Raw genomic sequence first — 24446 nt, 5'->3', positions numbered from 1 at the left:
CGCTGCCCGTCCGGGCTGACAGTCGAAGCAGACCACGCCGTCGCCCGTGGTTTCGCCGCTGACATACGCCCACAGGTAGCCGTTCTGCGCCTTCCCGTCCTTTTACGTGTTCAGGATTTGCAGCGGCGTTTCATCCGCATGAATCACCGGGCGGTTTAACAGTTCCGTGCGCAGCAGTTCCGCCAGCGGCATCAGCCAGACGCAGGCCGCGCCCACCCATCCGGCCAGCGTGCTGACCGACAGTTCCCCTCCGGCCCTGGCGAACACCTGCTGCTGGTGATACAGTGGCTGGCGGTCGCAGAACTTGCTGACTAGGACCTGCGCCACCAGACCCGCTTCAGGAATGCCTTTCGGGATAATCTGCGCGGGCAGACTGCCTGACACCACGCGCTGGCAGCCGTCGCAGCCGTACTGCGGACGAACGTAACGCGTCACCACGAACCGCGCCGGGATGTAGTCCAGCCGCTCGCTGATTTCATCGCGGATATGCCGCAGCAGCTGGCCGCAGTCCGGGCAGGCGCAGGCGTGAGGTCTGATAACGGTTTCTTTGCGCGGAAGGTGTGCAGGCAGCGGTTGACGGATGGGACATGTTTTCTTCTCTTCCGGCTCCGGCAGCAGGCGTGCAAGCTGCGCTTGTGCAGAAGCGATATCCGCGTCGGCATCCTCTTCGAACAGGGAACGCTGTAAGCCGCTGAAGGATTCGGCCTGACGGCCAACGCGCTGCTGACGGGCCAGCATCAGGGCTTCTTTCAGCAGGTGTATCATATGCGGTTAGATATTTTCTTCCAATCGTTCGAAAATAATATCTGCCTTATTTTGAGGACTCCTTTCTAAAATATATCGATAATCGCTTGCATGAGGTTCTGGGATTCTATCTATATCAATGTTTCCCTCCCTCAGATCATCTAATGTATTTTTCTCTATCCATTGAAATGATGTTATTAATATGCATTTAATATAAATAAATATTGATTTTTCATCTGACTCAGCTAATCTTAATATGTTCCGAAGACATATTCCAACTATGACCTTTTTGCCTTCTTCCTCATTTAGTTCTTTTGATGGTTTATTAATATCTATCAAGTCTTCATATTCTTCAATAGTTGGATTTTGAACTTTTATTATATAATCATCTGTATCGAAAAATTTAGCTCCAAACGTCTCCGCTATTTTTTACCTGCTGTTGTCTTTCCAGATCAAGTATGTCCTTCTATACAAATGGTAGTATGTTCAGATAATATATCTAATAAACATGTCGCGTCTTCAGCTCTAATCGTAACACTCATTTAATATACCTCATCGTTAATGCGTTGAATAAATTATATTCAACAATACATTGTATGCAGTATCTAATCTATAGGCCACAAGGCATAAGAATTTGAAAGCTTGTGTATAAATATAATGGCATCCAATTACAAAATTGAATGCCTACATGTAAAATATTACATCCCGTAATACTTAGAGCTAAACGATACGGTTATTGGTGCTTCATCGTATAAGCAACTTACAGTTATTTTTAATTTCCGTCGATGATCATAATATGTGTGGCTATGCGTTTTTTTACCAACTAACTCAAGTTCTGATAAGCCTATACTTAATGCTCCGAGGAAAATTTCAGAATCGAATTCTTGATTTCTGTAATGTGGAATTGTTTTTTTAAAATCAACTTCTACAAAGCTAATATAATTACCTTCAGCACAAAGATGCATCCGGCAATCATCATCTTCTACAAAGATGCTGCCAACTTCATTGCCTTTACACTCAAAGATTTTTTCTGCTTGTGGAATTTGCATTCCCATGTATTGAAACGGTCTGTGAAATGGTTTACACATTATAGGGGTATTGGCATGAGATGCTTTATCTAAAGCGGTGCCAAGATTATCAAATATTTTCTCGTCGCTCATGACGTTTTTATTAAAAACCATCCCTATGCTTTGAATTAATCTTTTAAAGGCTTCAACATAGTTATCTTCATTTCTAAAATCTGCATACAGTTTCCCAATGAGAAAACCCGGAGGCTCACATTCTTTCAGCATAATAGGTAATACTTTTATTTTTTTACCGCTTATTTGATAATTCATTGCCACATCAAGTTCATTGACTACCCAAGGCGCATTTATTGAATCAGGCGATAGAACAACAGCAAAGTAATCAACACTATCAATACCCTCCCTGATTTTTTGAATCAGAGAGTCGCCAATTTTCATTTCTGCTTCATCAAGCCAATAACGGACACCGTGATTTTCAAGGTCTCTCGCTAACTTTCTGACAAATGGCTTATCATTGTGATTATGACTTAAAAAAACACTAATACTCATAGATCCCTCAACAAGAAGTTATGTAATAACTTACAGCTTCGTAGGATACCATCAAGGCACATCCTTGTGTCTTGAGTTAATGAAGCTTTGACTGAGCAAACTAAAACGGCCTGACCATCCCATCATGATTAGTCTCAACAAAATCAGCCTACCACTGTAGCATCAATCTTCGCTGCTCAAGATGCTTAGCCTTATGGGGATAGGCAGCACGAACACTGTTGCTTTCCTTGTGGCTCATCTGGCGTTCTACCGCACCTTCAGGCCATTGCCCTGATTCAATAAGAGCACTACATGCCAGCGTGCGGAAACCATGACCGCAGATGTCCTGTGTGGTGTCATAGCCCATCTTACGCAGCGCCTTGTTGATTGTGTTTTCAATCAGAACAGCTAAACCTTGGCAAGGCAATACCCCGACCACTCATCCATCAACGCCACCCGCTTAGACCATAACGTCCCACGTTGATACGCAGCCCTTGACTTATCTGCTAACTGGTGAGCTATCGCATGTTCAATAACCTCACGCGGGTAGATAGTCGTTTCACCAGCCCAATCACGAAATATCGATCTAAACCCATGCTGTGTTAAGTTGGTGCATCCCGTTCGCTTTAGGAATGCCAGCAAAGCCGTGTCGGAAAACTGCCCTTTACGAATGGCAGGGGACACAAAGTTATTGCTCTTAAAATAGGGTAAATCTTTTAATAGGTAACAGCAGCTTGGAAGGAAGAACCCTGTGTTCTTTCCCTGTCGTGAGATAATTTTCTGGAGTGTTCAGGTGGGGCGTTTTCACACAACCTATAGCAAGTTTGTTGTAGTAATCAAAGGTCCAAAAAAAACTTCCATTAGGAAAATCACAGCAAAAACAATAAGTTCAGATACAAAAAGCCCGTTTACACGAGCTTCTTTATGCAGGACAAAACCAATATTACGTTGTAACTGATTGATTCTGTATCAAATATGGCGGTGAGGGGGGGATTGACTCGCTTCGGGCAGCCTGTTCTCTGCGCTCTCAGTCTGTCCAACTGGCTGCGCTGCTACTCGGCCCATCCCTGGGCCTCGCCCCTACGGGGCCAGCGCATGCGCTGTTCAAAATTGCTCCCGGCAATTTTGTGTCGACCCCCGGTCGGGGCTTCTCATCCCCCCGCAGGCGTGCAACATGCGAAAAAAAAGCCCGTACTTGCGTACGAGCTCTTTCTCGAATATGGCGGTGAGGGGGGGATTCGAACCCCCGATACGTTGCCGTATACACACTTTCCAGGCGTGCTCCTTCAGCCACTCGGACACCTCACCATATTGTTGTTCCTGTGCTACCGGAACGGGCGCTAATTTAGGGAAATACCGCTCCGACGTCAATCAACTTTTTGAAAAAAACGTGCATTTACACAAACTTCAATCAATATGCAGCTTAAATAAGCGGGAATTGTTTTTTTTGCCAGCACCCTAAAATTTGCTACTCTGATGTTCCCTCGAAAAATGATGATTATAAGTGCGAGTACGTTCCGCATAACAATGTTCAGGAGACGTTATGGATATAATTTTCTATCACCCAACATTCGATACAACCTGGTGGCTTAATGCGCTGACAAAGGCCATACCTGGCGCGCGGGTCCGTGAGTGGAAGGCTGGTGATAATGCGCATGCTGACTACGCGCTGGTCTGGCATCCTCCGGTTGAAATGCTCGCCGGACGAAAATTAAAAGCCGTATTTGCGCTGGGTGCGGGCGTCGATTCTATTCTCAGTAAACTAAACGCTCATCCGGAAATGTTGGATGCGTCGATCCCGCTTTTCCGTCTGGAAGATACGGGGATGGGCCTGCAAATGCAGGAATATGCGGTTAGTCAGGTATTGCACTGGTTTCGTCGCTTTGATGACTACCAGGCATTAAAAAACCAGGAGAAATGGCAACCGTTGCCAGAATATACCCGCGATGAGTTTAGCGTCGGGATCATGGGCGCTGGTGTTTTAGGTGCCAAAGTTGCAGAAAGTCTGCAAGCATGGGGGTTCCCGCTACGCTGCTGGAGTCGTACGCGTAAATCCTGGTCTGGTGTGGAAAGCTTCGCCGGTACCGAGGAACTGAGCGCGTTTTTGAGTCAAACTCGCGTGCTGATCAACCTCCTGCCTAATACGGCAGAAACCGTAGGCATTATTAACGCTGATTTACTCAGTCAATTGCAGGATGGCGCTTACGTGCTGAACCTGGCGCGCGGCGTTCATCTCAATGAAGACGATCTTCTGGCATCGCTGGACAGCGGCAAAGTGAAAGGTGCCATGCTGGATGTCTATAGCCGTGAACCGCTGCCGGAAACCAGCCCGCTATGGAAACATCCGCGTGTGGCAATGACGCCGCATATCGCCGCGGTAACACGCCCGGCAGAGGCGGTGGACTACATCTCCCGTACGATTTTGGACCTGGAAAGTGGGAAATCCGTAACGGGTCAGGTCGATCGCGTTCGGGGATATTGATGGTAACCCGGCAAGTGCCGGGTTTCAGCTAATAAATGGCGACGATACCTGCTATCCTTGACGGAAAATGACTACAGGAGAGAGTTATGTATCCCGTTGACCTGCATATGCATACCGTCGCCAGTACCCACGCCTACAGCACCTTAAGTGATTACATCGCTGAAGCCCATCGCAAAGGCATCAAGCTGTTTGCCATAACCGATCATGGACCGGACATGGCGGATGCGCCTCATCACTGGCACTTTATTAATATGCGCATTTGGCCTCGTATCGTTGATGGCGTAGGGATCCTGCGCGGTATCGAGGCGAATATTAAGAATATTGAAGGCGAAATCGACTGTTCCGGTCCGATGTTTACTTCCCTGGATCTCATCATTGCGGGCTTCCATGAGCCGGTTTTTGCACCTCACGATAAAGACACCAATACCCAGGCAATGATAGCCACGATGGCCAGTGGTCACGTGCACATCATCAGCCATCCGGGGAATCCCAAATATCCCGTTGATATCACAGCGATTGCGCAGGCGGCGGCAAAATACCAGGTCGCGCTGGAAATCAATAACTCCTCGTTTTTGCATTCGCGTAAGGGGAGTGAGGACAATTGTCGCGCGGTCGCTGCGGCAGTGCGTGATGCCGGAGGCTGGGTGGCGTTAGGATCGGATTCACATACCGCTTTCACACTGGGTGAATTTGGTGAATGCCGTAAAATTCTGGATGATGTAAATTTCCCGGAAGACAGAATTTTAAACGTCACCCCTAAACGCCTGCTGGCGTTTCTGGAATCGCGAGGCATGGAGCCGATCGCGGAATTTGCTGAACTGTAATTGTTACTAACTGGAATATATCAATGAACGAGTTTTCTATCCTGTGTCGTGTACTGGGCTCGCTGTTTTACCGCCAACCGCAGGACCCTTTACTGGTTCCTCTGTTTACCCTGATTAGTGAAGGTAAACTGTCCGCCAACTGGCCGCTGGAACAGGACGAACTGCTCACTCGTCTGCAGAAAAGCTGCGATATGCCTCAGCTGGCTGCGGATTACAACGCGCTGTTTGTCGGCGACGAGTGTGCGGTGCCGCCTTATCGTAGCGCCTGGGTAGAAGGGGCGAAAGAATCCGATGTTCGTGCTTTTCTTTCTGCTCGCGGAATGCCGCTGGCAGATACGCCTGCAGATCATATTGGCATGCTGTTGCTGGCGGCTTCATGGCTTGAAGACCAGTCTGCGGAAGATGAAAGTGAAGCACTCGAAACCTTGTTTGTGGAATACCTGTTGCCCTGGTGTGGCACGTTCCTTGGCAAAGTTGAAGCGCACGCAAACACACAGTTCTGGCGTACCATGGCACCGTTAACGCGTGATGCCATTGGCGCGATGTGGGACGAATTGCAGGAAGATACTGAAGAATAAATGTGATTTAGATCTCATTAAACTGCAACTCAAATTACATCATTGCATGAATTGTGTGCACGATCTCATTCCCATGCCGTTTTTCTGCTAAGATACGCGGCATGAACATACTTCTCTCAATTGCAATCACAACGGGCATTCTCTCTGGGATTTGGGGATGGGTGGCCGTAGCTCTTGGTTTACTCAGTTGGGCTGGCTTTCTGGGCTGCACGGCCTATTTTGCCTGTCCACAGGGTGGGCTGAAAGGGCTGTGGATCTCGGCGTGTACGCTGCTAAGCGGTGTGGTGTGGGCGTTGGTGATTATTAACGGTAGCGCGCTTGCCCCGCATATGGACATTATTGGTTATGTCATGACGGGAATTGTCGCGTTTCTAATGTGTATTCAGGCAAAGCAATGGTTGCTTTCATTTGTGCCGGGCACCTTTATTGGCGCATGCGCAACGTTTGCAGGGCAGGGTGACTGGCAGTTGGTCGTGCCTTCTCTGGCGCTGGGGCTGGTATTCGGCTATGCGATGAAAAACAGCGGATTGTGGCTGGCATCTCGTCGTGAGAATCGGCTATCGTCGACGCTGACCAGTAAATAAAAAAAGCGTGAGGGTTTTCCTCACGCTTTTTATGCTGTATCAGACCACTCAGGATTCCGGAGGTACCGACAAATGGCGGTATTTAACCAGGATGTCATTATCAACTTGTTTCTTATCCTGCAAATCCCACAATCCGCGATCAATCCCGTCATTAATCAGGAAGATAACACCGGTTTCAATTGCTGACATCAGACAAAGCATAACCGGTTCGTTAGAGGTGTAGCCAATTTCACCTTCCAACAGTCGCTGGTAGTCAATGAAGCGGAATACCCCAGCCTGCACTTCATAAGACAAGATAGTTTTGCTGGTATTCACCGATGAGAGGATTTCACCGGTACTAACGTTAACCACACGCAGGTTGACCGCTATCTGGTCGAGCTGGTACTGCGTATCGGCGCCAATACCGAAATAGCGCGCACCAACGCCACCCGATTTAACGTTGCTTTCATAACCAATAATTGACCCTTCTACCATGATGTTTGCCGCGGTCAGAGACTGCAGAGGGATGCGGTTATTAATGGCAACTGTGCCGTTTTCCTGAGCTGCACGAATGATTTTTCGTTCGTTAAGCAAGTTCTGCAACCCCTGACGTTCCAGCGGGACGAACCAACGAGAATCCTTCAATGCGGTGACAAGCATCGCCGTGGCGCTTTGCGGGACGGCGGTTGAGAAGTTACTTGCCGGATAAGGTTTAAACTGGCCAGTCTCATCCTGAATATTGTATACCGAGACAAAAATCTTACCTGTAGGCATGGGCAGGTGCGTCAAGTCTTTATAGCTTTGGGCTCGGGGCATTAATGTCGGCTTAGCGGCTTCTTGCGGCGGGGCTGTTAAACATCCGCTGAGTAAAATTACTGCCACCATGATAAGTAAGCGCTGCATGATTTTTTCCTTTCGTGGCTATAATTTAGAAATCGGTCGACTGATTTTGTAAACCCGACACTTCAATAGTCGACGTTCTCCCCGTTTTCCTGTCCGTGACATTCAGTTGCAGTTGTCCATCCCGGTTGGCGATATCAACGATAAAATCGCTGGTTACCATCCTTCCCGGCTTACCGGTATTGATATTGGTAAGTAAGCCACCGAGTATTTGTGACTGGATCGCCTGGGTAAAGTTATCCAGCGCTGTTGGGGTTTCAATCCCGTAGTCGCCGGCACTCGGATCTTTATACGAGTTTTGCGCCTGGGCGCTGTTCAGTAAAAAAGAGCCGTTATTTGGGTTACCACCAAAGTTAGGGTTGCGGAACTGGAACGTCATATTTCCGGCCCAACTTAATGGTGAAATTAGCATGAGCAAAACCACTGCATGTTTGACACGCATGAAAGCCTCCGGACAAAATCATGTTTTAGAATTCATCGCGCGCTAAATCGCTCGTGCTTAATAGTGTTTGATCTATTTGCCGACGATTTAATGCTTCCTCAGTTTCTGCCAATGCAAAGACCACAATTTTGTCGAAGTCTCTTTTCGTCGGGAATAAAAAAGTCTGGAAGATAACGTCCTGATTGACCGTTATGGTGATCCAACTTCCCCAACGTGCACTGGGTCTTTCATTAATGGTTAAGTTTCCTGTGTACTTACTTTCCCACTTGTCACTAAAGGCCCGGTAAAAATCATGGCCAATGGAAGAGACAGTGTGGTCGGTTAACAGTCCGGGAACCTCCACCTCTACAGCCGCGTGTAGATTCCCGGCAGCAAGGAACAAATTTGCTGCCACAATCCAGGTCAAATAGCGTTTCATGGCTTTATCGCCTGAGGTTATCATTGGCCCACGAGACCGCCTGCGTACGATTTTTGACAGCTATCTTTTTGAAAAGATTATAAAGATGTGTTTTCACCGTATTTTCACTAATAAATAGTGAACGCGCGATTTCAATATTTGAGGCGCCGATACGCAGTTTATTAAGGATCTCTTTTTCACGGTGCGTAAGTAATGCCGACTCCGTGCTGTTATAGCGGTAGTTCCCGGAATGCGTGATCAGGTAGCTGGCGAGCTTTTGCGAAAAGTAACATTCGCCCCGCAACACACCCTGCAAACCGCTGACAACACGCTGCTCATCTTCAGTTGCGTAAAATACGCCATTGATATGCGGCCAGTTTTCAATATCCCGGTAAGGATAATCATCTGGAGTATTCAACAATAAAGTTTTTATATTGTTGTTTTTTCTGCTCAAATTATCTTGCCAGTAATGGATCAGTTTTTTATCTGCCTCCATCATATCCAGTAAAACAATGCAGCTGGAGGATATATCATCCAGAGAACGTTGAATATTATGTAGTTTTCCGGTTAACGCCAGCGATTGCTTTAAATGCTGTAATAACGCAGTTGCCTGCAGGGATGGTTTAGTGATCAACAATAATGTATGACCATGAATACTATGGACTTCATTAAACATGATGAAACTCCACTTTTTTAGTCGCACACCTGACAGTTGCCTCTACTAAAATAGAGGCACCAGAAGTACTGACAGATGTTGCACTGCTGTGTAGAAATAAAACTTCGACCCAACGGGGTGAAAATATTAAAACAAATGGACTTCAACTGATTTCAATCTAGCTATTACAAATCTTAAAGCAAGTGTTAAACATGTTACATAATGTAAATTTATATATTAAAATGTGATTTTTGCGTTTTTGTGGAGTTTAGATTTGATAGTAAAGTTGTACATTTTAGCGTTACTGCATAGATTTAAAAAATCATACAAATTATAATATCTTATTGAATTTTAAGAAATAAAATTATAATTAGATGGTTTTAGATTTCTAATGAATTTTGATTTTTTTGTCTCACTTTAAGTTGAACAATTTTAGATAGAAAAAATGACACTTGTCACGACTTGTACCGAGGACAATCCCACTACCGTCTGCAAGGCCCAGAAAACGCGGGAAACGCGTTTTTTTGTTACTGCATAGAAATTCACTCATCGGGTTACAAAAGAAATAAAATCCAGAGCTATAACGGTGTTAATTGCTGTTAATTAGTACTTTGGGGTGAATCTGGATATAAAAATACAACTGGTGGGTGAGTTATTTAAAATGTTTCAACGGACATACTCTTCATCGTAACGTGGCGTTAACAAATGTAAGTCACGTTAACAATAATTTGAGTGGTAAATAATTTAACCTTATGTACGACCAGGTCCAGGGTGACAACATGAAAAACAAGTTGTTATTTATGATGTTTACAATGCTGGGTGTGCCTGGGATTGCATCCGCTACAAGTTATGATTTAGCTAACTCAGAATATAACTTTGCGGTAAATGAATTAAGTAAGTCTTCATTTAATCAGGCAGCCATTATTGGTCAGGTTGGCACTGCGAACAGTGCAAATACTCGACAGGGGGGCTCGAAGTTATTGTCGGTTATTTCGCAAGAAGGTTCTGGTAACCGAGCGAAAACAGACCAGACGGGGTCATATAACTTTGCATATATTGATCAAACGGGTAGTTCCAATGACGCGAATATTAAACAAGGTTCATACGGTAATACGGCGGTAATTATCCAGAAAGGTTCTGGTAATAAAGCCAATATTACTCAGTACGGTACACAAAAAACAGCAGTTGTGGTGCAGAGACAGTCGCAAATGGCAATTCGCGTTACTCAACGCTAATCCATTAACGACGATTAAATCAATCCGATGGGGGTTTACCATGAAACTTTTAAAAGTGGCAGCATTCGCAGCAATCGTAGTTTCTGGCAGTGCTCTGGCTGGTGTTGTTCCGCAATGGGGCGGCAATCATCATGGTGGCGGTAGTAATTATGGCCCAGACTCTTCACTGAGTATCTACCAATATGGGTCAAACAACGCTGCGAATGCTCTGCAAAGTGATGCGCGTAAATCAGATGTCACTATCACACAACAGGGGCGCGGTAACGGGGCTGTAGTTGGTCAGGGCGCTGATGACAGTACCATTAGCCTGAAACAGACTGGCTTCCAGAACAATGCCACTATCGATCAGTGGAATGCTAAAAATGCTGATATTAGTGTAACCCAGTTCGGTGGCCGTAACGGTGCGTTGGTTAATCAGACCGCTTCTGACTCCAATGTGCTGATTCAGCAAGTTGGCTTTGGCAACAACGCTACAGCTAACCAACACTAATTCAGTTTTCTGACTGATAATAAACAGGGCGTGAGCCCTGTTTTTTTTTCGGGAGAATATGATGCATACGCTATTACTCATTGCCGCGCTGGCAAATCAAATAACATTCAATACAACTCAGCAAGGTGATATGTACACCATTATTCCTCAGGTGACGTTAACCCAACCGTGCGTATGTGAGGTACAAGTCCTTGCCATACGTAAAGGGCAGGGGGGACAAAGCCAGTCGCAGCAGAAAATAAGCCTTTCGGTCCCTGCTAATCGACCGATTGAATTAACCAAACTGAGCTTTAATATTTCATCTGAGGATTCGGTCAAAATTATCGTTACCGTTTCAGATGGGCAGTCTCTGCATCTGTCGCAACAATGGCCTGACTCAAACAGTCACCCATAATTTTTTGCTGTATTTGCATTAAGGGTGTGGCTGGGAATGCGCTGCTGTTCTATGAATATAGAAGCGTGTGAGCGTTTGTATTTGATCGTTAATCGTAGCGGTGAAGGATCATTTCGATCCCTCAAAGATGGCTAATCATTGAGGAACCCTTATGTGTACATTATTAAAGCGTATTTTAAGTACCAGTTTATGTGCTTTTTCTCTTTTAACCCTCCCTGCAATTGCGCAGCAAATCACAACCGGCGGGGTTATTCATTTTCGCGGAGCGATAGTTGAATCACCTTGCGACGTTAACAGACAGCAGCAGCAAATTGAATTGTCATGTATCCGCAACGGCACCAACCAGAATAGTCTTTACAACCCGCAACAGCTCGCGACAGCCCCTCAGAATGTGCAGGAAATTGCCACAGTCAAAATGCACTACCTCAATGAAGGTGATGCTGCCAACTTACTGATTTAGTGTATGATGGTGTTTTTGAGGTGCTCCAGTGGCTTCTGTTTCTATCAGCTGTCCCTCCTGTTCAGCTACTGACGGGGTGGTGCGTAACGGCAAAAGCACCGCCGGACATCAGCGCTATCTCTGCTCTCACTGCCGTAAAACATGGCAACTGCAGTTCACTTACACCGCTTCTCAACCCGGTACGCACCAGAAAATCATTGATATGGCCATGAATGGCGTTGGATGCCGGGCAACCGCCCGCATTATGGGCGTTGGCCTCAACACGATTTTCCGCCATTTAAAAAACTCAGGCCGCAGTCGGTAACCTCGCGCATACAGCCGGGCAGTGACGTCATCGTCTGCGCGGAAATGGACGAACAGTGGGGATACGTCGGGGCTAAATCGCGCCAGCGCTGGCTGTTTTACGCGTATGACAGGCTCCGGAAGACGGTTGTGGCGCACGTATTCGGTGAACGCACTCTGGCCACACTGGAGCGTCTTCTGAGCCTGCTGTCGGCCTTTGAGGTCGTGGTATGGATGACGGATGGCTGGCCGCTGTATGAATCCCGCCTGAAGGGAAAGCTGCACGTTATCAGCAAGCGTTACACTCAGCGCATTGAGCGACATAACCTGAATCTGAGACAACATCTGGCAAGGCTGGGACGGAAGTCACTGTCGTTCTCAAAATCGGTGGAGCTGCATGACAAGGTCATCGGGCATTATCTGAACATAAAACACTATCATTAAGTTGGAGTCATTACCCTCAATGAACAGAAAAACATGGCGATTCTTAATATTGAATATAAATGACTCGCTGTGGCGTAGATATGCACACTTACGGTTAAAAAGAGAGATTTAAGGGAAAACCCTGCTGTACACTTAACGAATGGTGTTTTGTCAGGGGGAACTTATGCAATCACGTGTTCATGTGTTACATGGCGATATTACGACTGTCGCTGTTGATGTGATTGTCAATGCGGCGAATTCATCGCTGCTGGGGGGAGGTGGCGTCGATGGCGCAATCCATCGCGCTGCCGGACCTGCATTACTGGAGGCCTGCAAACAGGTTATCCAGCAACAAGGAGAATGCCCGACAGGGCATGCGGTGATCACTCTGGCGGGGGCGCTTGCGGCAAAAGCGGTCATTCATACCGTAGGACCCGTCTGGCAAGGGGGAGGTCATCATGAGGCCGAACGCCTCGAAGAAGCTTACTTAAACACCCTGCAACTGGCCCTGGCCAATGGTTATCACTCCATTGCTTTTCCGGCGATTAGCACCGGGGCTTATGGCTATCCACGCGCCGCAGCGGCAGAAATAGCGGTGAAAACGGTGCTGAAATTTATTACCCGCCGCGCACTTCCTGATCAGATATACTTCGTGTGCTTTGATGACGAAAACGCTCAACTTTATAAGAGATTGCTAACACAACAAGGCGATGATCACACGGACTGATATGACGCGACTTGAGCGTGCCATCACGCCCCTTTGCGAAGACCACCCGGGAGAATGCGGCATTCTTGCGTTGGATGACAGCCTGGATGCGTTTGCTGCTCGCTATCGGTTAACGGAAATGGCGGAACGTACCCTGGATGTGCAGTATTACATCTGGGAAAACGACATGTCCGGGTTATTGCTATTTTCCGTACTGCTGGCCGCTGCGAAGCGAGGCGTACGGGTGCGTTTGCTGCTGGATGATAACAACACGCCGGGTCTGGACGACACGCTGCGTCTGCTGGATAAGCACCCCAATATAGAAGTTCGCCTCTTCAATCCGTTTTCCTTTCGCATCCTGCGCGCGCTGGGCTATTTAACCGATTTTGCCCGGCTTAATCGGCGCATGCACAATAAAAGTTATACCGCTGACGGCGTGGTGACTCTCGTTGGTGGGCGTAATATTGGCGATGCCTATTTTGGCGCGGGTGAGCAACCGCTATTTTCCGACCTGGACGTCATGGCTATCGGGCCGGTTGTCAAAGATGTGGCGGATGATTTTGAGCGTTACTGGCACTGCCGCTCGGTTTCAACGTTACAAAATGTGCTTGAGATGTCCGAGCCAGATTCTGCGCAGCGTATTGAGCTACCCGAATCCTGGTATAACGATGATATTACCCGCCGCTATCTGCATAAGCTGGAAACCAGCCAGTTTATGTCCAGTCTCGATCAAAGATCGCTGCCGCTGATTTGGGCCAAAACGCGTTTGCTGAGCGATGATCCTGCAAAAGGAGAAGGGAAAGCGCCGCGCCACTCGCTATTACCGCAGCGTTTGTTTGACGTAATGGGCTCGCCGACCGAACGTATTGATATTATTTCTGCCTACTTTGTGCCGACGCGTGCCGGTGTGGCGCAGCTCCTGAGACTGGTAAGAAAAGGCGTCAAGATTGCCATTTTAACCAATTCACTGGCGGCGAATGATGTGGCGATCGTCCATGCGGGCTATGCGCGCTGGCGAAAAAAACTGCTGCGCTACGGTGTAGAATTATACGAACTTAAACCGACCCGCGATCGCGTCTCGGTCGTTCACGATCGTGGATTAACCGGGAATTCAGGGTCCAGCCTGCATGCGAAAACGTTCAGTATTGATGATCGCAAAGTGTTTATCGGCTCGCTTAATTTTGATCCTCGTTCGACGCTGCTCAATACAGAAATGGGATTTGTGATTGAGAGTGAAGTGCTGGCCGAATTGATTCATAAACGGTTTATGCAAAGCCAGCGTGATATGGCCTGGCAGCTACGCCTTGACCGTTGGGGGAGAATTAATTGGGTCGACCGACTTTCTGGCAGTGAACAGGTCCTGAAAAAAGAACCCGCCACAGGATTCTGGAAGCGGGTTCTGGTAAAGCTGGCGTCCGTGTTACCCATTGAATGGCTGCTTTGAACCACACAATGATTGAGGGAAAAACTAGCCGGCTATGGCCTTGTTTTTATCCTGCTTAACGGGCGGTTTACCCGAAAAGAGAAACTTCAGCACCGGAATGCGTAAATGGATTTCGTACAGTATTACCGCAATCCCAACCACAAACAGCAGACCGCAGAGAAAACCCAGCAGATTCGACGTGATATGCGGTGTGATGTAAGCGCCAAAAAACAGCGTTAACGGGTGATGCACCAGATAGATAAACAGCGACGCGTTGACAAAATAGGTCACGCGGGCAGACTGGAAATTAAGCAAACGGTGACCCAACGAAAAGACGACGTTCACCATCCACAGTCCCATGACCATGGTAATGACATATTCGGTTTCATACATCCAGGCATCGCCGTTGCCATAACGCTGATTGAGCAGGTATGCCACAAATGCGAATGCAGCACCGAGCGTGCAACCGCGTGACGGTGTGGTAAACAGCGCTTTCAGATTCGGGTTGATAAACGCCAGTGCGCCGAGGATAAAGAACGGCGCATAGAACAGCGTTTGCATAACGATAAAATTGAACATGCCATCGCTGAGAATCGAAGGGTAGAGGATGAAAATTGTCCTTCTGACGGCAGCGTAACCGACACCTAACAAGATGAAGATCAGCGATAATTTAGTCATCGACACCGCCGGGGCGCTGGCGGCGTCACTACGCGTCAGTCTGTTTTTCATCTGGGTGAACACCCACATGCTCACGGTCGTTAATACGACCAGAACCAGTAAAAACCACAGATGGGAAATCAGCTCCCAGGCCAGTGCATTGTATTTATCGTAGCCGCTGAGAGTATGCCAACTGTCTGCTTTTCCCTTTACGTATTGCAGCATGATAAATTGCGGCAGCGTAAGTAATGGAATCGCGGTCAGCATCGGGATCCCCACGCGTTCTACACGCACCTTCCACCAGCGCTTTAGTGGATAGCGCAAAAATAGCATGTAGGAAAAATAACCCGAAATGACAAAGAAGACTTGCATGCGAAAAGCATGGATAAAGTCGTTAAACAGGGTCAACCACCACGACGGTTCCGCGCTATTCACGTGCCAGGTGTGGGTCGAGTAAATCAATGAAATATGGAATGGGATCCCTAACAACATTAGCCAGGCACGGATGGAGTCAAGAAAATATTCGCGTGGTGGTGATACAGAGCTCATAGACAGTTATGTATTCTCAGACTTTTCGTCTTATCCCTAAGACGAATAATGGTTACATTCGAGGGCAACCCTACACGAAGTCCAACAACCTGTCTCCAGGATAAGCACGCAAAGTGAAAACAGGTAGTTGAACCTGATTAAACCATGAGCCAGCGCGCGAACAATACAGGGATTCAGTTGTCGGAATACCCGATTATCCATTAAAATGGATCGGATCAATATAAGCACACAAAGGGGGAAGTGCTTACTAATTATGAAACATAAACTACAAATGATGAAAATGCGTTGGTTGGGTGCAGCAGTTATGTTAACGCTGTACACATCATCGAGCTGGGCGTTCAGCATCGATGATGTTGCAAAACAAGCTCAATCCTTAGCCGGTAAAGGCTATGAGGCGCCAAAAAGTAACTTGCCCTCCGTTTTCCGCGACATGAAATATGCTGATTATCAGCAGATCCAGTTTAACCGCGATAAAGCCTACTGGAGCAATCTCAAGACCCCATTTAAGCTCGAGTTCTACCACCAGGGTATGTACTTCGACACGCCGGTCAAAATCAACGAAGTTACCGCTACAGCGGTGAAAAGAATCAAATACAGCCCGGATTATTTTAATTTTGGCGATGTTCAGCATGATAAAGACACGGTAAAAGATCTCGGTTTCGCCGGGTTCAAAGTGCTGTATCCGATCAACAGCAAAGATAAAAACGACGAAATCGTCAGCATGCTCGGTGCCAGCTATTTCCGTGTTCTGGGGGCAGGGCAGGTCTACGGTCTGTCTGCGCGCGGTCTCGCGATTGATACCGCTCTGCCTTCTGGCGAAGAATTTCCCCGCTTCCGTGAGTTTTGGATCGAGCGTCCGAAACCGACTGACAAACGTTTGACCATTTATGCCTTGCTGGATTCTCCGCGCGCAACCGGAGCGTATCGCTTTGTCATCATTCCGGGTCGTGACACGGTAGTCGATGTTCAGTCCAAAGTTTATCTGCGCGACAAAGTGGGCAAGCTGGGCGTGGCACCGTTAACCAGTATGTTCCTGTACGGACCAAACCAGCCTTCTCCGGCGACCAACTATCGTCCGGAACTGCATGACTCTAACGGTTTGTCGATCCACGCTGGCAACGGCGAGTGGATTTGGCGTCCGCTGAATAACCCGAAACATCTGGCGGTGAGCAGCTTTGCGATGGAAAACCCGCAAGGTTTCGGCCTGCTGCAGCGTGGCCGTCAGTTCTCGCGTTTTGAAGATATCGACGATCGTTACGATCTGCGCCCAAGCGCCTGGATCACGCCAAAAGGTGATTGGGGTAAAGGTAAGATTGAGTTAGTTGAAATCCCAACTAACGATGAAACGAACGATAACATCGTTGCGTACTGGACGCCGGATCAACTGCCTGAAGCCGGCAAAGAGATGAACTTCAAGTACACCCTGACGTTCACGCGTGACGAAGACAAGCTTCATGCCCCTGATAGCGCCTGGGTCCAGCAGACTCGTCGTTCTACCGGTGATGTAAAACAATCTAACCTCATTCGTCAGCCTGATGGCACTATCGCGTTTGTGGTGGACTTTACCGGCACGGATATGAAAAAGCTGCCGCAGGATACCCCGGTTACCGCACAAACCAGTATTGGCGACAACGGCGAGATCGTTGAAAGTACTGTGCGCTACAACCCGGTAACTAAAGGTTGGCGTTTGGTATTGCGCGTGAAAGTGAAAGACGTGAAGAAAACCACTGAAATGCGTGCTGCCTTGGTCAATGCCGATCAGACGCTGAGTGAAACCTGGAGCTACCAGTTACCTGCCAATGAATAAGACAACTGAGTATATTGACGCAATGCCGCTTTCGGATATCGAAAAAGCGGCACTGCCGAAAACTGACATCCGCGCCGTTCATCAGGCGCTGGATGCCGAGCATCGTACGTACTCGCGTGAAGATGATTCACCGCAGGGTTCGGTGAAAGCTCGCCTGGAGCAGGCGTGGCCTGATTCTCTGGCCAAAGAGCAGTTGGTTAAGGACGATGAGGGGCGCGATCAGCTGCAGGCGATGCCAAAAGCAACGCGTACCTCTATGTTCCCCGATCCCTGGCGTACCAACCCGGTTGGCCGCTTTTGGGATCGCCTGCGCGGGCGCGATGTGACTCCGCGTTATCTTTCGCGTTTGACGAAAGAAGAACAGGAGAGCGAGCAAAAATGGCGTACGGTTGGCACCATCCGCCGCTATACGTTGTTGATCTTAACGCTGGCGCAAACGGTCGTCGCAACCTGGTATATGAAGACGATCCTTCCGTATCAGGGTTGGGCATTCATTAATCCTGTTGACATGATGGGGCAGGATTTATGGGTCTCCTTTATGCAACTGCTGCCCTACATGCTCCAGACCGGCATTCTCATTTTGTTTGCCGTGCTTTTCTGTTGGGTTTCAGCAGGATTCTGGACCGCGCTGATGGGCTTCCTGCAACTGTTGATTGGGCGAGATAAGTACAGTATCTCCGCCTCAACGGTTGGGGACGAACCGTTAAATCCCGAACACCGGACCGCGTTGATTATGCCGATCTGTAACGAGGACGTTGACCGCGTATTCGCGGGACTTCGCGCCACGTGGGAGTCGGTCAAAGCGACGGGCAACGCCGAGCATTTTGATGTTTACATCCTGAGCGACAGCTACAACCCTGATATCTGCGTAGCAGAACAAAAAGCGTGGATGGAGCTGATTGCCGAAGTGCAAGGCGAAGGGCAGATTTTCTACCGCCGTCGTCGTCGTCGCGTGAAGCGTAAAAGCGGTAACATTGATGACTTCTGCCGTCGCTGGGGAAATCAGTACAGCTACATGGTGGTGCTGGACGCTGACTCCGTGATGAGCGGTGACTGTCTGAGCGGGCTGGTGCGCCTGATGGAAGCGAATCCAAATGCCGGGATTATCCAGTCTTCACCGAAGGCTTCCGGTATGGATACGCTGTATGCACGCTGTCAGCAGTTTGCGACCCGTGTTTATGGTCCGTTGTTTACCGCTGGACTTCACTTCTGGCAATTGGGGGAATCGCACTACTGGGGCCATAACGCGATTATTCGCGTGAAGCCGTTTATCGAACACTGTGCGCTTGCGCCGTTACCGGGCGAAGGCTCGTTTGCGGGTTCGATCCTCTCCCATGACTTCGTCGAAGCGGCGTTGATGCGTCGTGCCGGCTGGGGCGTGTGGATTGCTTACGATCTGCCGGGCTCTTATGAAGAGCTACCGCCGAACCTGCTGGATGAACTCAAGCGTGACCGTCGCTGGTGTCATGGCAACCTGATGAACTTCCGTCTGTTCCTGGTGAAAGGGATGCACCCGGTTCACCGTGCAGTGTTCCTGACCGGCGTTATGTCCTATCTGTCCGCGCCGCTGTGGTTTATGTTCCTCGCGTTATCGACCGCATTGCAGGTGGTGCATGCGCTGACGGAACCACAGTACTTCCTGCAACCGCGCCAGCTGTTCCCGGTATGGCCGCAGTGGCGACCTGAACTGGCGATCGCGCTGTTTGCTTCTACGATGGTGCTGCTGTTCCTACCGAAGCTGCTGAGTATTTTGCTCATCTGGTGTAAAGGGACGAAAGAATACGGCGGGTTTATCCGCGTCACGCTGTCGCTGCTGCTGGAGGTTCTGTTCTCCGTGCTGCTGGCGCCGGTGCGTATGCTGTTCCATACCGTCTTCGTCGTGAGCGCCTTCCTCGGTTGGGAAGTGGTGTGGAATTCGCCGCAGCGTGATGACGATTCCACCCCGTGGGGTGAAGCATTTATGCGTCACGGTTCTCAGTTACTGCTGGGGCTGGTGTGGGCGGTAGGTATGGCCTGGCTGGATCTGCGTTTCCTGTTCTGGCTGGCGCCGATTGTCTTCTCGCTGATCCTGTCGCCGTTTGTTTCCGTGATTTCCAGCCGTTCCACGGTTGGGTTACGTACCAAGCGCTGGAAGCTGTTCCTGATCCCGGAAGAGTATTCTCCGCCGCAGGTGCTGGTGGATACGGATACCTACCTGGTGATGAACCGCAATCGTACACTGGACGACGGCTTTATGCATGCGGTGTTTAACCCGTCATTTAACGCACTGGCAACGGCAATGGCGACTGCACGTCACCGCGCGAGTAACGTGCTTGAGATTGCCCGTGACCGCCATGTGGAGCAGGCGCTGAACGAAACGCCGGAGAAACTAAACCGTGACCGCCGTCTGGTGCTGTTGAGCGATCCGGTGACGATGGCGCGTTTGCACTATCGCGTCTGGAATTCACCTGATAAGTATTCTTCGTGGGTGAATTACTACCAGGGACTGACCCTGAATCCGCTGGCGCTCAGGAAAAAGTAAGCGTTATGTAACGTGAAAATACCGGCCTGGTGCCGGTATTTTTTTATACTAAATAAAAGAGCTGTGAGGTATCAGGTGCGAATATTGGCAGTGGCAATCATGGTGTGCTTGCTGAGCGGATGCGGCAGTATTATTAGCCGAACTATCCCAGGGCAAGGGCACGGAAACCAATACTATCCTGGCGTGCAATGGGATGTCCGTGACTCCGCGTGGCGCTACGTCACCATCCTCGACCTGCCATTTTCGCTGGTGTTTGATACTTTGCTGCTCCCGCTCGACATTCACCACGGACCTTACGAGTAAGCTATCGCTCATCCCATTCATCGGCCGCGGTCTGACCCTCTTCGGTATCCAGGGGAGGTTCCAGCTGGAATTCACCTTCATCCCATTCGTGAAGCGTGTTTTCTTCCTGCCACTCCTGACGGATTTCAATTTCATCATAGTCGCCATCAAAAACGCTTTGGGCCGCTTCACCACTCAGCATTGGCAGGCATTCACCCTCGCCCTCATCCTCGTCAGCAAAGAATTCCGCCTGCCACATAATGTCACCATCCTGTAGCACGTATTTTTGTACGCTTAGCTGTTGAACGCTGGCTTCGTCGGGCTCAAGGTCAGGGTTATCAGCCAGAAATTCTTCACGAGCGGCATCAATGGCTTCTTCCAGCGTGGCATACATGGTCATCAGAGTCTCCCTTTGATTTAATGAAGTATTCAGGGAAATAATAGTTGATTCTCCGATATTGCAAGTATGAATGCACAAAAATCATCCCGTAGCCTCAGTGCTCCGGCGACGGCGCAGGCTATTCCACGAGTAGAAAGCGTTAAACAGTACGACGCCCGCGGTCACGCAGAAGACGGCGCGAAAACCGTAGTTGGCGGAAATTGCCGCCCCCATTAACGGCCCCGTTACGTTACCGATATCGCGAAATGACTGGTTATAACTGAAAATACGCCCGGCTATCTGATTGGTTGAGTTATAGACCAGCAGCGTTTGTACTGCCGGGAGCAGAGCCCCGTCAGCGGCCCCCAATAAAAAGCGCAGAACGGCAAGTTGCCAGGGCGATTGTACAAACGACATTGGAATAAGCAGCAGCACGGAGATGACCAGAGCAACAATCAGGATCTTCTCCGGGCCAATTCGGTCACCTAATTTGCCGAGCCGCGGGGCGCTAATTAACGCAGCCACGCCCGGTACGGAAGCAATCATCCCGCTAATAAAGGCGATGTTACTGACGTTGCCAGCCAACTCTCGAACGTACAGCGTCAGAATTGGCGCGATGGACCCGGTTGCCACCTGGATTATCAGCGTTGTGACAAACAGGCTCAGCACCAGTTTGGGATTTTTTAACGAGGCCACGACTTCGCGAATGTGCAGCATCTCTTTCTTGCTCACCGGTTGGAAACGTTCGCGAATAAAAAATAGCGTCAGGATAAAACAGAGCAGCAGTACGCTGGCGGTGATGAAAAATACCGGGCGTAGTCCGTACTGATCCGCGAGCAGCCCGCCTGCCAACGGTCCGAGCAGTGCGCCGCTGACGCCGCCGGTGGAAAGCGTTCCCAGCGCCCAGCCGCTTTTATTGCGCGGAACCTGGGTGGCGATCAGCGCATTGGCGTTGGGAATGAAACCGCCGAGCAGACCCAACAGGGCGCGCAGGACCAGGAACTGCCAGATATTTTGCGCCAGCCCCATCAACAGCATCACAATAGCCATACCCAATGCGGAACGCAGCAGCATGATTTTTCGCCCTTTGCGATCGGCAAGGCCACCCCAGAAAGGAGAGGCGATGGCGGAAAAGAGAAAAGTGATGCTGAAGACCAGACCTGACCACATATTCAGGGCGCTATGACCCGTAACGCCGAGGCTCTCGACATAGAGGGGCAAAAAGGGCATAACCAGGCTAAATGCTGCACCGGTTAAAAAACAACCCAACCAGGCAACGGTGAGGTTGCGTTTCCAGTTTATGGGAGCATCTGAGGGTGACATAGCGTTCCGCAGTGTGGCGCGCTGTTTGCGCTATCGATTGAATATAAGGAAGCAGGCTAATTATGCGCCTGGTTGATAGTTGCTGCAATGCGGATAGCAGTTAAACCTAAAGCGGGCAGGGAAGGTGTTGCAGTCCACAGGACTGCAACCGTGCTTTAGTACAGGGAAGGTGAACCTTCAGGACGCGTCTTGAAACGACGGTGTAGCCACATATACTGCTCTGGGGCCATCATGATGCATTGCTCAACAATCTTATTCATCCACGCTGCCGTAGTCTCCGCGTTGTCTAACGGCGGTGAACACTCCGGAGGCAGCATAATCAATTGATAACCTTTACCGTCAGGTTTGCGGCGGGGAACAAACGGTACCAGGCAGGCATTCGACATGCGTGAAAGCATCCAGGTCCCGGAGGTTGTTGCGGCCTGTTCAACAGCAAAAAGCGGGACAAATACGCTGGCGCGGGGACCGTAGTCATGATCCGGCGCATACCAGACCACTTCGCCTTTTTTCAACGCTTTAATCATTCCTTTCAGGTCTTTACGATCGAGCATTGATTTATTAGAGCGCATACGGCCCCAGGTTTGTAGCCAGTCGAGCAGTGGGTTGTCGTTAGGGCGATATACGCCTATCCCCGGCTCCTGCAAACCAAACTGACGCGCCCCCAGTTCAAGGGTCAGAAAGTGCAGACCCACTAACAAAATTCCCCGCTTTTGCGCCTGAACGTCGCGGATATGTTCCATCCCGATAACTTCCGTCCAGCGTGAAATGCGCTTGTCAGACCAAAACCAGGCCATTCCGGTTTCCATCACGCCCATGCCCACGGACTCGAAGTTCTTGATGATCATCTGCTGGCGTTCCTGCTCGCTCATTTGCGGGAAGCACAGTTCCAGATTACGGGAAACAATTTTTGCCCGACGTTTCATCAAACGTAATGCCAGACGACCTAATGCGCAGCCCAACTTGTAAAGAATCGGGTAGGGTAACTGCACGATTAACCAAAGGATGCCAATGCCCAGCCAGGTTAACCAATAACGTGGATGCAGTAACGCAGCCGAAAACTTGGGTAAATTCGTCATGTCTATCCTGTCTTCAAACGACCAATTGCCTGTATTGTCGCATTTTTTCGCGCATATCAAAAATTTGTGACGGGAGAACGGTGATTAAACCAGCAATTGTTGTTGCACTTTTATATTGGAGTAAGAAATGTAGCGTAAAATGTGTGGATGTAAATTGGCAGTGTTTGCTTTATTATGCCGCCGATTTTCATTTTCTCCCTATTTGCAGGATACGTACACCATGCCAGTGTTACACAACCGCATTTCGAACGATGCGCTCAAAGCCAAAATGTTGGCTGAGACCGAGCCGCGCACGACGATCTCATTCTATAAATATTTCACCATCGCCAATCCTCAGTACACACGTGATGCGCTGTACCAGATGTTCACTGCATTGAACGTCTTCGGGCGCGTTTATCTTGCCCATGAAGGAATCAACGCGCAAATCAGCGTACCGCAAAGCAACGTCGAGGCATTCCGCCAGCAGCTTTATGCGTTTGATCCCGCATTCGCCGGGTTACGTCTGAATATCGCGCTGGATGATGATGGGAAATCGTTCTGGGTGCTGCGCATGAAAGTGCGTGAACGCATCGTGGCGGATGGCATTGACGATCCGCAATTTGACGCCAGCAACGTAGGTGATTACCTGAAGGCGGCGGAAGTAAACGCCATGCTGGACGATCCTGACGCGGTATTCATTGATATGCGCAACCACTATGAATATGAAGTGGGCCATTTTGAGAATGCGCTGGAAATCCCGGCAGACACGTTCCGCGACCAGTTACCGAAAGCCGTTGAAATGATGCAGGCGCATAAAGATAAAAAAATCGTTATGTATTGCACAGGCGGGATCCGTTGTGAGAAAGCCAGCGCCTGGATGAAACACAACGGATTTAGCAAAGTCTGGCACATTGAGGGCGGTATTATTGAATATGCCCGCAAGGCGCGTGAACAGGGGCTTCCTGTGCGTTTTGTCGGTAAAAACTTCGTTTTTGATGAGCGTATGGGCGAAAGGATTTCTGAAGATGTTATTGCGCATTGTCATCAGTGCGGAACGGCGTGCGACAGCCATACTAATTGCAAAAATGATGGCTGCCATCTGTTGTTTATCCAGTGTCCGGCCTGCGCGCAGAAGTATAACGGCTGCTGTAGCGAGTTGTGTAGCGAAGAGAGTAAGTTGCCGGAAGAAGAGCAACGTCGTCTTCGCGCCGGACGTGAAAATGGCAACAAAATTTTTAATAAGTCACGCGGTCGCCTGAATACCAAACTGGGTATTCCTGACCCTGCGCAATAGTCATCATGCCGGATGGCGGTTTTAGCCC

The 24446-nt window shown here is 49.1% G+C and carries 25 protein-coding genes, 1 tRNA gene and 3 pseudogenes; 15 read left to right on the top strand and 14 right to left on the bottom strand.

Going from position 1 to position 24446, the window contains the following annotated elements; genetic code table 11:
• The 6 genes and pseudogenes from HVZ39_RS15680 to HVZ39_RS15660 form a co-directional block, all read right to left on the bottom strand.
• A pseudogene (locus tag HVZ39_RS15680) lies at nt 1–738 on the bottom strand (IS66 family transposase); the annotation flags it as partial.
• Between the two features lie 33 nt (nt 739–771).
• On the bottom strand, nt 772–1083 hold the full coding sequence (locus HVZ39_RS15675; protein WP_181632656.1) for a hypothetical protein: 312 nt from the start codon (nt 1081–1083) through the stop codon (nt 772–774).
• Nucleotides 1084–1442: 359 nt separating this feature from the next.
• Entirely contained in the window at nt 1443–2318 is an 876-nt protein-coding gene (locus HVZ39_RS15670; protein ID WP_103929129.1) for a toll/interleukin-1 receptor domain-containing protein, read from the bottom strand.
• Nucleotides 2319–2418: 100 nt separating this feature from the next.
• Nucleotides 2419–2694, bottom strand: a pseudogene (locus HVZ39_RS15665) (recombinase); the annotation flags it as partial.
• Nucleotides 2695–2705: 11 nt separating this feature from the next.
• Nucleotides 2706–3057: pseudogene (locus tag HVZ39_RS26650) on the bottom strand (integrase); the annotation flags it as partial.
• 460 nt (nt 3058–3517) lie between these two features.
• Nucleotides 3518–3605 (bottom strand) — tRNA-Ser (locus HVZ39_RS15660).
• A gap of 235 nt (nt 3606–3840) precedes the next feature.
• Here HVZ39_RS15660 and ghrA point away from each other — a divergent pair.
• From ghrA to HVZ39_RS15640, 4 genes are all read left to right on the top strand, one after another.
• On the top strand, nt 3841–4779 hold the full coding sequence (gene ghrA / locus HVZ39_RS15655; RefSeq protein WP_181632655.1) for a glyoxylate/hydroxypyruvate reductase GhrA: 939 nt from the start codon (nt 3841–3843) through the stop codon (nt 4777–4779).
• Nucleotides 4780–4865: 86 nt separating this feature from the next.
• Nucleotides 4866–5603 (top strand): phosphatase, encoded by a 738-nt coding sequence (locus HVZ39_RS15650; protein ID WP_016156173.1) that lies wholly within the window; start codon nt 4866–4868, stop codon nt 5601–5603.
• 23 nt (nt 5604–5626) lie between these two features.
• Nucleotides 5627–6181: a molecular chaperone gene (locus HVZ39_RS15645; RefSeq protein ID WP_181632654.1), complete on the top strand. Its 555-nt coding sequence runs from the start codon at nt 5627–5629 to the stop codon at nt 6179–6181.
• A 101-nt stretch (nt 6182–6282) separates the two neighbouring features.
• Complete coding sequence (locus tag HVZ39_RS15640; RefSeq protein ID WP_141195425.1) at nt 6283–6765, top strand: DUF1097 domain-containing protein; 483 nt, start codon at nt 6283–6285, stop codon at nt 6763–6765.
• A gap of 48 nt (nt 6766–6813) precedes the next feature.
• Here the strand turns inward: HVZ39_RS15640 and csgG are convergent, their stop codons facing one another.
• The 4 genes from csgG to csgD are packed head-to-tail and all read right to left on the bottom strand — an operon-like array spanning nt 6814 to nt 9159.
• Entirely contained in the window at nt 6814–7647 is an 834-nt protein-coding gene (gene csgG / locus HVZ39_RS15635; RefSeq protein WP_016152598.1) for a curli production assembly/transport protein CsgG, read from the bottom strand.
• A gap of 25 nt (nt 7648–7672) precedes the next feature.
• Complete coding sequence (gene csgF, locus HVZ39_RS15630) at nt 7673–8086, bottom strand: curli production assembly/transport protein CsgF (RefSeq protein WP_016152599.1); 414 nt, start codon at nt 8084–8086, stop codon at nt 7673–7675.
• A 25-nt stretch (nt 8087–8111) separates the two neighbouring features.
• Nucleotides 8112–8504, bottom strand: a complete 393-nt coding sequence (gene csgE, locus HVZ39_RS15625; RefSeq protein ID WP_016152600.1) for a curli production assembly/transport protein CsgE — start codon at nt 8502–8504, stop codon at nt 8112–8114.
• A gap of 4 nt (nt 8505–8508) precedes the next feature.
• Nucleotides 8509–9159 carry a biofilm master transcriptional regulator CsgD gene (gene csgD, locus HVZ39_RS15620; protein ID WP_003036091.1) on the bottom strand — a complete coding sequence of 217 codons (651 nt, stop codon included), beginning with the start codon at nt 9157–9159 and terminating at the stop codon, nt 8509–8511.
• Between the two features lie 758 nt (nt 9160–9917).
• On the opposite strand from csgD, the gene csgB reads away from it, so the two are divergent.
• From csgB to HVZ39_RS15585, 7 genes are all read left to right on the top strand, one after another.
• The gene (gene csgB, locus HVZ39_RS15615; RefSeq protein WP_181632653.1) at nt 9918–10373 is read left to right on the top strand and encodes a curli minor subunit CsgB; all 456 of its coding nucleotides are present in this window, start codon (nt 9918–9920) and stop codon (nt 10371–10373) included.
• A 40-nt stretch (nt 10374–10413) separates the two neighbouring features.
• Nucleotides 10414–10863 (top strand): curli major subunit CsgA, encoded by a 450-nt coding sequence (csgA, locus tag HVZ39_RS15610; RefSeq protein ID WP_016156176.1) that lies wholly within the window; start codon nt 10414–10416, stop codon nt 10861–10863.
• Between the two features lie 61 nt (nt 10864–10924).
• Nucleotides 10925–11257, top strand: a complete 333-nt coding sequence (gene csgC, locus HVZ39_RS15605) for a curli assembly chaperone CsgC (RefSeq protein WP_016152602.1) — start codon at nt 10925–10927, stop codon at nt 11255–11257.
• A gap of 151 nt (nt 11258–11408) precedes the next feature.
• Nucleotides 11409–11717: a type 1 fimbrial protein gene (locus HVZ39_RS15600; protein ID WP_181632652.1), complete on the top strand. Its 309-nt coding sequence runs from the start codon at nt 11409–11411 to the stop codon at nt 11715–11717.
• 28 nt (nt 11718–11745) lie between these two features.
• Nucleotides 11746–12443 (top strand): IS1 family transposase gene (locus tag HVZ39_RS15595; protein WP_223335778.1). Its coding sequence is split into 2 segments (ribosomal slippage): nt 11746–11995 and nt 11995–12443, totalling 699 coding nucleotides; the frame shifts between segments, so codons are not numbered across the junction.
• 163 nt (nt 12444–12606) lie between these two features.
• On the top strand, nt 12607–13149 hold the full coding sequence (gene ymdB / locus HVZ39_RS15590; RefSeq protein ID WP_016156177.1) for an O-acetyl-ADP-ribose deacetylase: 543 nt from the start codon (nt 12607–12609) through the stop codon (nt 13147–13149).
• Nucleotides 13133–14572, top strand: coding sequence for a phospholipase D family protein (locus HVZ39_RS15585; protein ID WP_275370809.1), 1440 nt, complete (start codon nt 13133–13135; stop codon nt 14570–14572). The genes ymdB and HVZ39_RS15585 overlap by 17 nt, the downstream gene beginning before the upstream one ends.
• Nucleotides 14573–14596: 24 nt before the next feature.
• Here the strand turns inward: HVZ39_RS15585 and mdoC are convergent, their stop codons facing one another.
• The gene (gene mdoC / locus HVZ39_RS15580) at nt 14597–15757 is read right to left on the bottom strand and encodes a glucans biosynthesis protein MdoC (RefSeq protein ID WP_094169054.1); all 1161 of its coding nucleotides are present in this window, start codon (nt 15755–15757) and stop codon (nt 14597–14599) included.
• A 271-nt stretch (nt 15758–16028) separates the two neighbouring features.
• Here mdoC and mdoG point away from each other — a divergent pair, with 271 nt between their 5' ends.
• The 3 genes from mdoG to HVZ39_RS15565 all read left to right on the top strand — a co-directional run bounded on the left by mdoG (nt 16029) and on the right by HVZ39_RS15565 (nt 20388).
• Complete coding sequence (gene mdoG, locus HVZ39_RS15575; RefSeq protein WP_085951042.1) at nt 16029–17564, top strand: glucans biosynthesis protein MdoG; 1536 nt, start codon at nt 16029–16031, stop codon at nt 17562–17564.
• Nucleotides 17557–20085: a glucans biosynthesis glucosyltransferase MdoH gene (gene mdoH, locus HVZ39_RS15570; RefSeq protein WP_019076449.1), complete on the top strand. Its 2529-nt coding sequence runs from the start codon at nt 17557–17559 to the stop codon at nt 20083–20085. Before mdoG ends, mdoH begins: the two co-directional genes overlap by 8 nt.
• Before the next feature lie 75 nt (nt 20086–20160).
• Nucleotides 20161–20388 carry a YceK/YidQ family lipoprotein gene (locus HVZ39_RS15565; RefSeq protein WP_016152609.1) on the top strand — a complete coding sequence of 76 codons (228 nt, stop codon included), beginning with the start codon at nt 20161–20163 and terminating at the stop codon, nt 20386–20388.
• A 1-nt stretch (nt 20389) separates the two neighbouring features.
• On the opposite strand, the gene HVZ39_RS15560 is transcribed toward HVZ39_RS15565, so the two are convergent.
• The 3 genes from HVZ39_RS15560 to HVZ39_RS15550 all read right to left on the bottom strand — a co-directional run bounded on the left by HVZ39_RS15560 (nt 20390) and on the right by HVZ39_RS15550 (nt 23145).
• The gene (locus HVZ39_RS15560) at nt 20390–20767 is read right to left on the bottom strand and encodes a MysB family protein (RefSeq protein ID WP_016152610.1); all 378 of its coding nucleotides are present in this window, start codon (nt 20765–20767) and stop codon (nt 20390–20392) included.
• A gap of 81 nt (nt 20768–20848) precedes the next feature.
• Nucleotides 20849–22069, bottom strand: coding sequence for a multidrug efflux MFS transporter MdtG (gene mdtG / locus HVZ39_RS15555; RefSeq protein WP_019076457.1), 1221 nt, complete (start codon nt 22067–22069; stop codon nt 20849–20851).
• Between the two features lie 155 nt (nt 22070–22224).
• On the bottom strand, nt 22225–23145 hold the full coding sequence (locus tag HVZ39_RS15550) for a Kdo(2)-lipid IV(A) acyltransferase (RefSeq protein WP_049282344.1): 921 nt from the start codon (nt 23143–23145) through the stop codon (nt 22225–22227).
• A 220-nt stretch (nt 23146–23365) separates the two neighbouring features.
• Here HVZ39_RS15550 and HVZ39_RS15545 point away from each other — a divergent pair, with 220 nt between their 5' ends.
• A complete protein-coding gene (locus tag HVZ39_RS15545) occupies nt 23366–24418 on the top strand; it encodes a rhodanese-related sulfurtransferase (RefSeq protein WP_181632651.1) in 1053 nt (350 codons plus the stop codon).
• The last annotated feature ends 28 nt before the right edge of the window (nt 24419–24446 follow it).

It is taken from the genome of Citrobacter sp. RHB35-C21, assembly GCF_013816515.1.
Classification (GTDB): domain Bacteria; phylum Pseudomonadota; class Gammaproteobacteria; order Enterobacterales; family Enterobacteriaceae; genus Citrobacter; species Citrobacter braakii.
The sequence above is the reverse complement of the archived record's forward strand: the minus strand, read 5'-3'. Positions and strand labels throughout refer to the sequence as shown.

What these genes read in the sequence shown, in the direction of transcription:
- HVZ39_RS15670 (WP_103929129.1), bottom strand. Translation starts at nt 2,318, where the DNA reads ATGAGTATTAGTGTTTTTTTAAGTCATAATCACAATGATAAGCCATTT.
- ghrA (WP_181632655.1), top strand. Translation starts at nt 3,841, where the DNA reads ATGGATATAATTTTCTATCACCCAACATTCGATACAACCTGGTGGCTT.
- HVZ39_RS15650 (WP_016156173.1), top strand. Translation starts at nt 4,866, where the DNA reads ATGTATCCCGTTGACCTGCATATGCATACCGTCGCCAGTACCCACGCC.
- HVZ39_RS15645 (WP_181632654.1), top strand. Translation starts at nt 5,627, where the DNA reads ATGAACGAGTTTTCTATCCTGTGTCGTGTACTGGGCTCGCTGTTTTAC.
- HVZ39_RS15640 (WP_141195425.1), top strand. Translation starts at nt 6,283, where the DNA reads ATGAACATACTTCTCTCAATTGCAATCACAACGGGCATTCTCTCTGGG.
- csgG (WP_016152598.1), bottom strand. Translation starts at nt 7,647, where the DNA reads ATGCAGCGCTTACTTATCATGGTGGCAGTAATTTTACTCAGCGGATGT.
- csgF (WP_016152599.1), bottom strand. Translation starts at nt 8,086, where the DNA reads ATGCGTGTCAAACATGCAGTGGTTTTGCTCATGCTAATTTCACCATTA.
- csgE (WP_016152600.1), bottom strand. Translation starts at nt 8,504, where the DNA reads ATGAAACGCTATTTGACCTGGATTGTGGCAGCAAATTTGTTCCTTGCT.
- csgD (WP_003036091.1), bottom strand. Translation starts at nt 9,159, where the DNA reads ATGTTTAATGAAGTCCATAGTATTCATGGTCATACATTATTGTTGATC.
- csgB (WP_181632653.1), top strand. Translation starts at nt 9,918, where the DNA reads ATGAAAAACAAGTTGTTATTTATGATGTTTACAATGCTGGGTGTGCCT.
- csgA (WP_016156176.1), top strand. Translation starts at nt 10,414, where the DNA reads ATGAAACTTTTAAAAGTGGCAGCATTCGCAGCAATCGTAGTTTCTGGC.
- csgC (WP_016152602.1), top strand. Translation starts at nt 10,925, where the DNA reads ATGCATACGCTATTACTCATTGCCGCGCTGGCAAATCAAATAACATTC.
- HVZ39_RS15600 (WP_181632652.1), top strand. Translation starts at nt 11,409, where the DNA reads ATGTGTACATTATTAAAGCGTATTTTAAGTACCAGTTTATGTGCTTTT.
- ymdB (WP_016156177.1), top strand. Translation starts at nt 12,607, where the DNA reads ATGCAATCACGTGTTCATGTGTTACATGGCGATATTACGACTGTCGCT.
- HVZ39_RS15585 (WP_275370809.1), top strand. Translation starts at nt 13,133, where the DNA reads ATGATCACACGGACTGATATGACGCGACTTGAGCGTGCCATCACGCCC.
- mdoC (WP_094169054.1), bottom strand. Translation starts at nt 15,757, where the DNA reads ATGAGCTCTGTATCACCACCACGCGAATATTTTCTTGACTCCATCCGT.
- mdoG (WP_085951042.1), top strand. Translation starts at nt 16,029, where the DNA reads ATGATGAAAATGCGTTGGTTGGGTGCAGCAGTTATGTTAACGCTGTAC.
- mdoH (WP_019076449.1), top strand. Translation starts at nt 17,557, where the DNA reads ATGAATAAGACAACTGAGTATATTGACGCAATGCCGCTTTCGGATATC.
- HVZ39_RS15560 (WP_016152610.1), bottom strand. Translation starts at nt 20,767, where the DNA reads ATGACCATGTATGCCACGCTGGAAGAAGCCATTGATGCCGCTCGTGAA.
- mdtG (WP_019076457.1), bottom strand. Translation starts at nt 22,069, where the DNA reads ATGTCACCCTCAGATGCTCCCATAAACTGGAAACGCAACCTCACCGTT.
- HVZ39_RS15550 (WP_049282344.1), bottom strand. Translation starts at nt 23,145, where the DNA reads ATGACGAATTTACCCAAGTTTTCGGCTGCGTTACTGCATCCACGTTAT.
- HVZ39_RS15545 (WP_181632651.1), top strand. Translation starts at nt 23,366, where the DNA reads ATGCCAGTGTTACACAACCGCATTTCGAACGATGCGCTCAAAGCCAAA.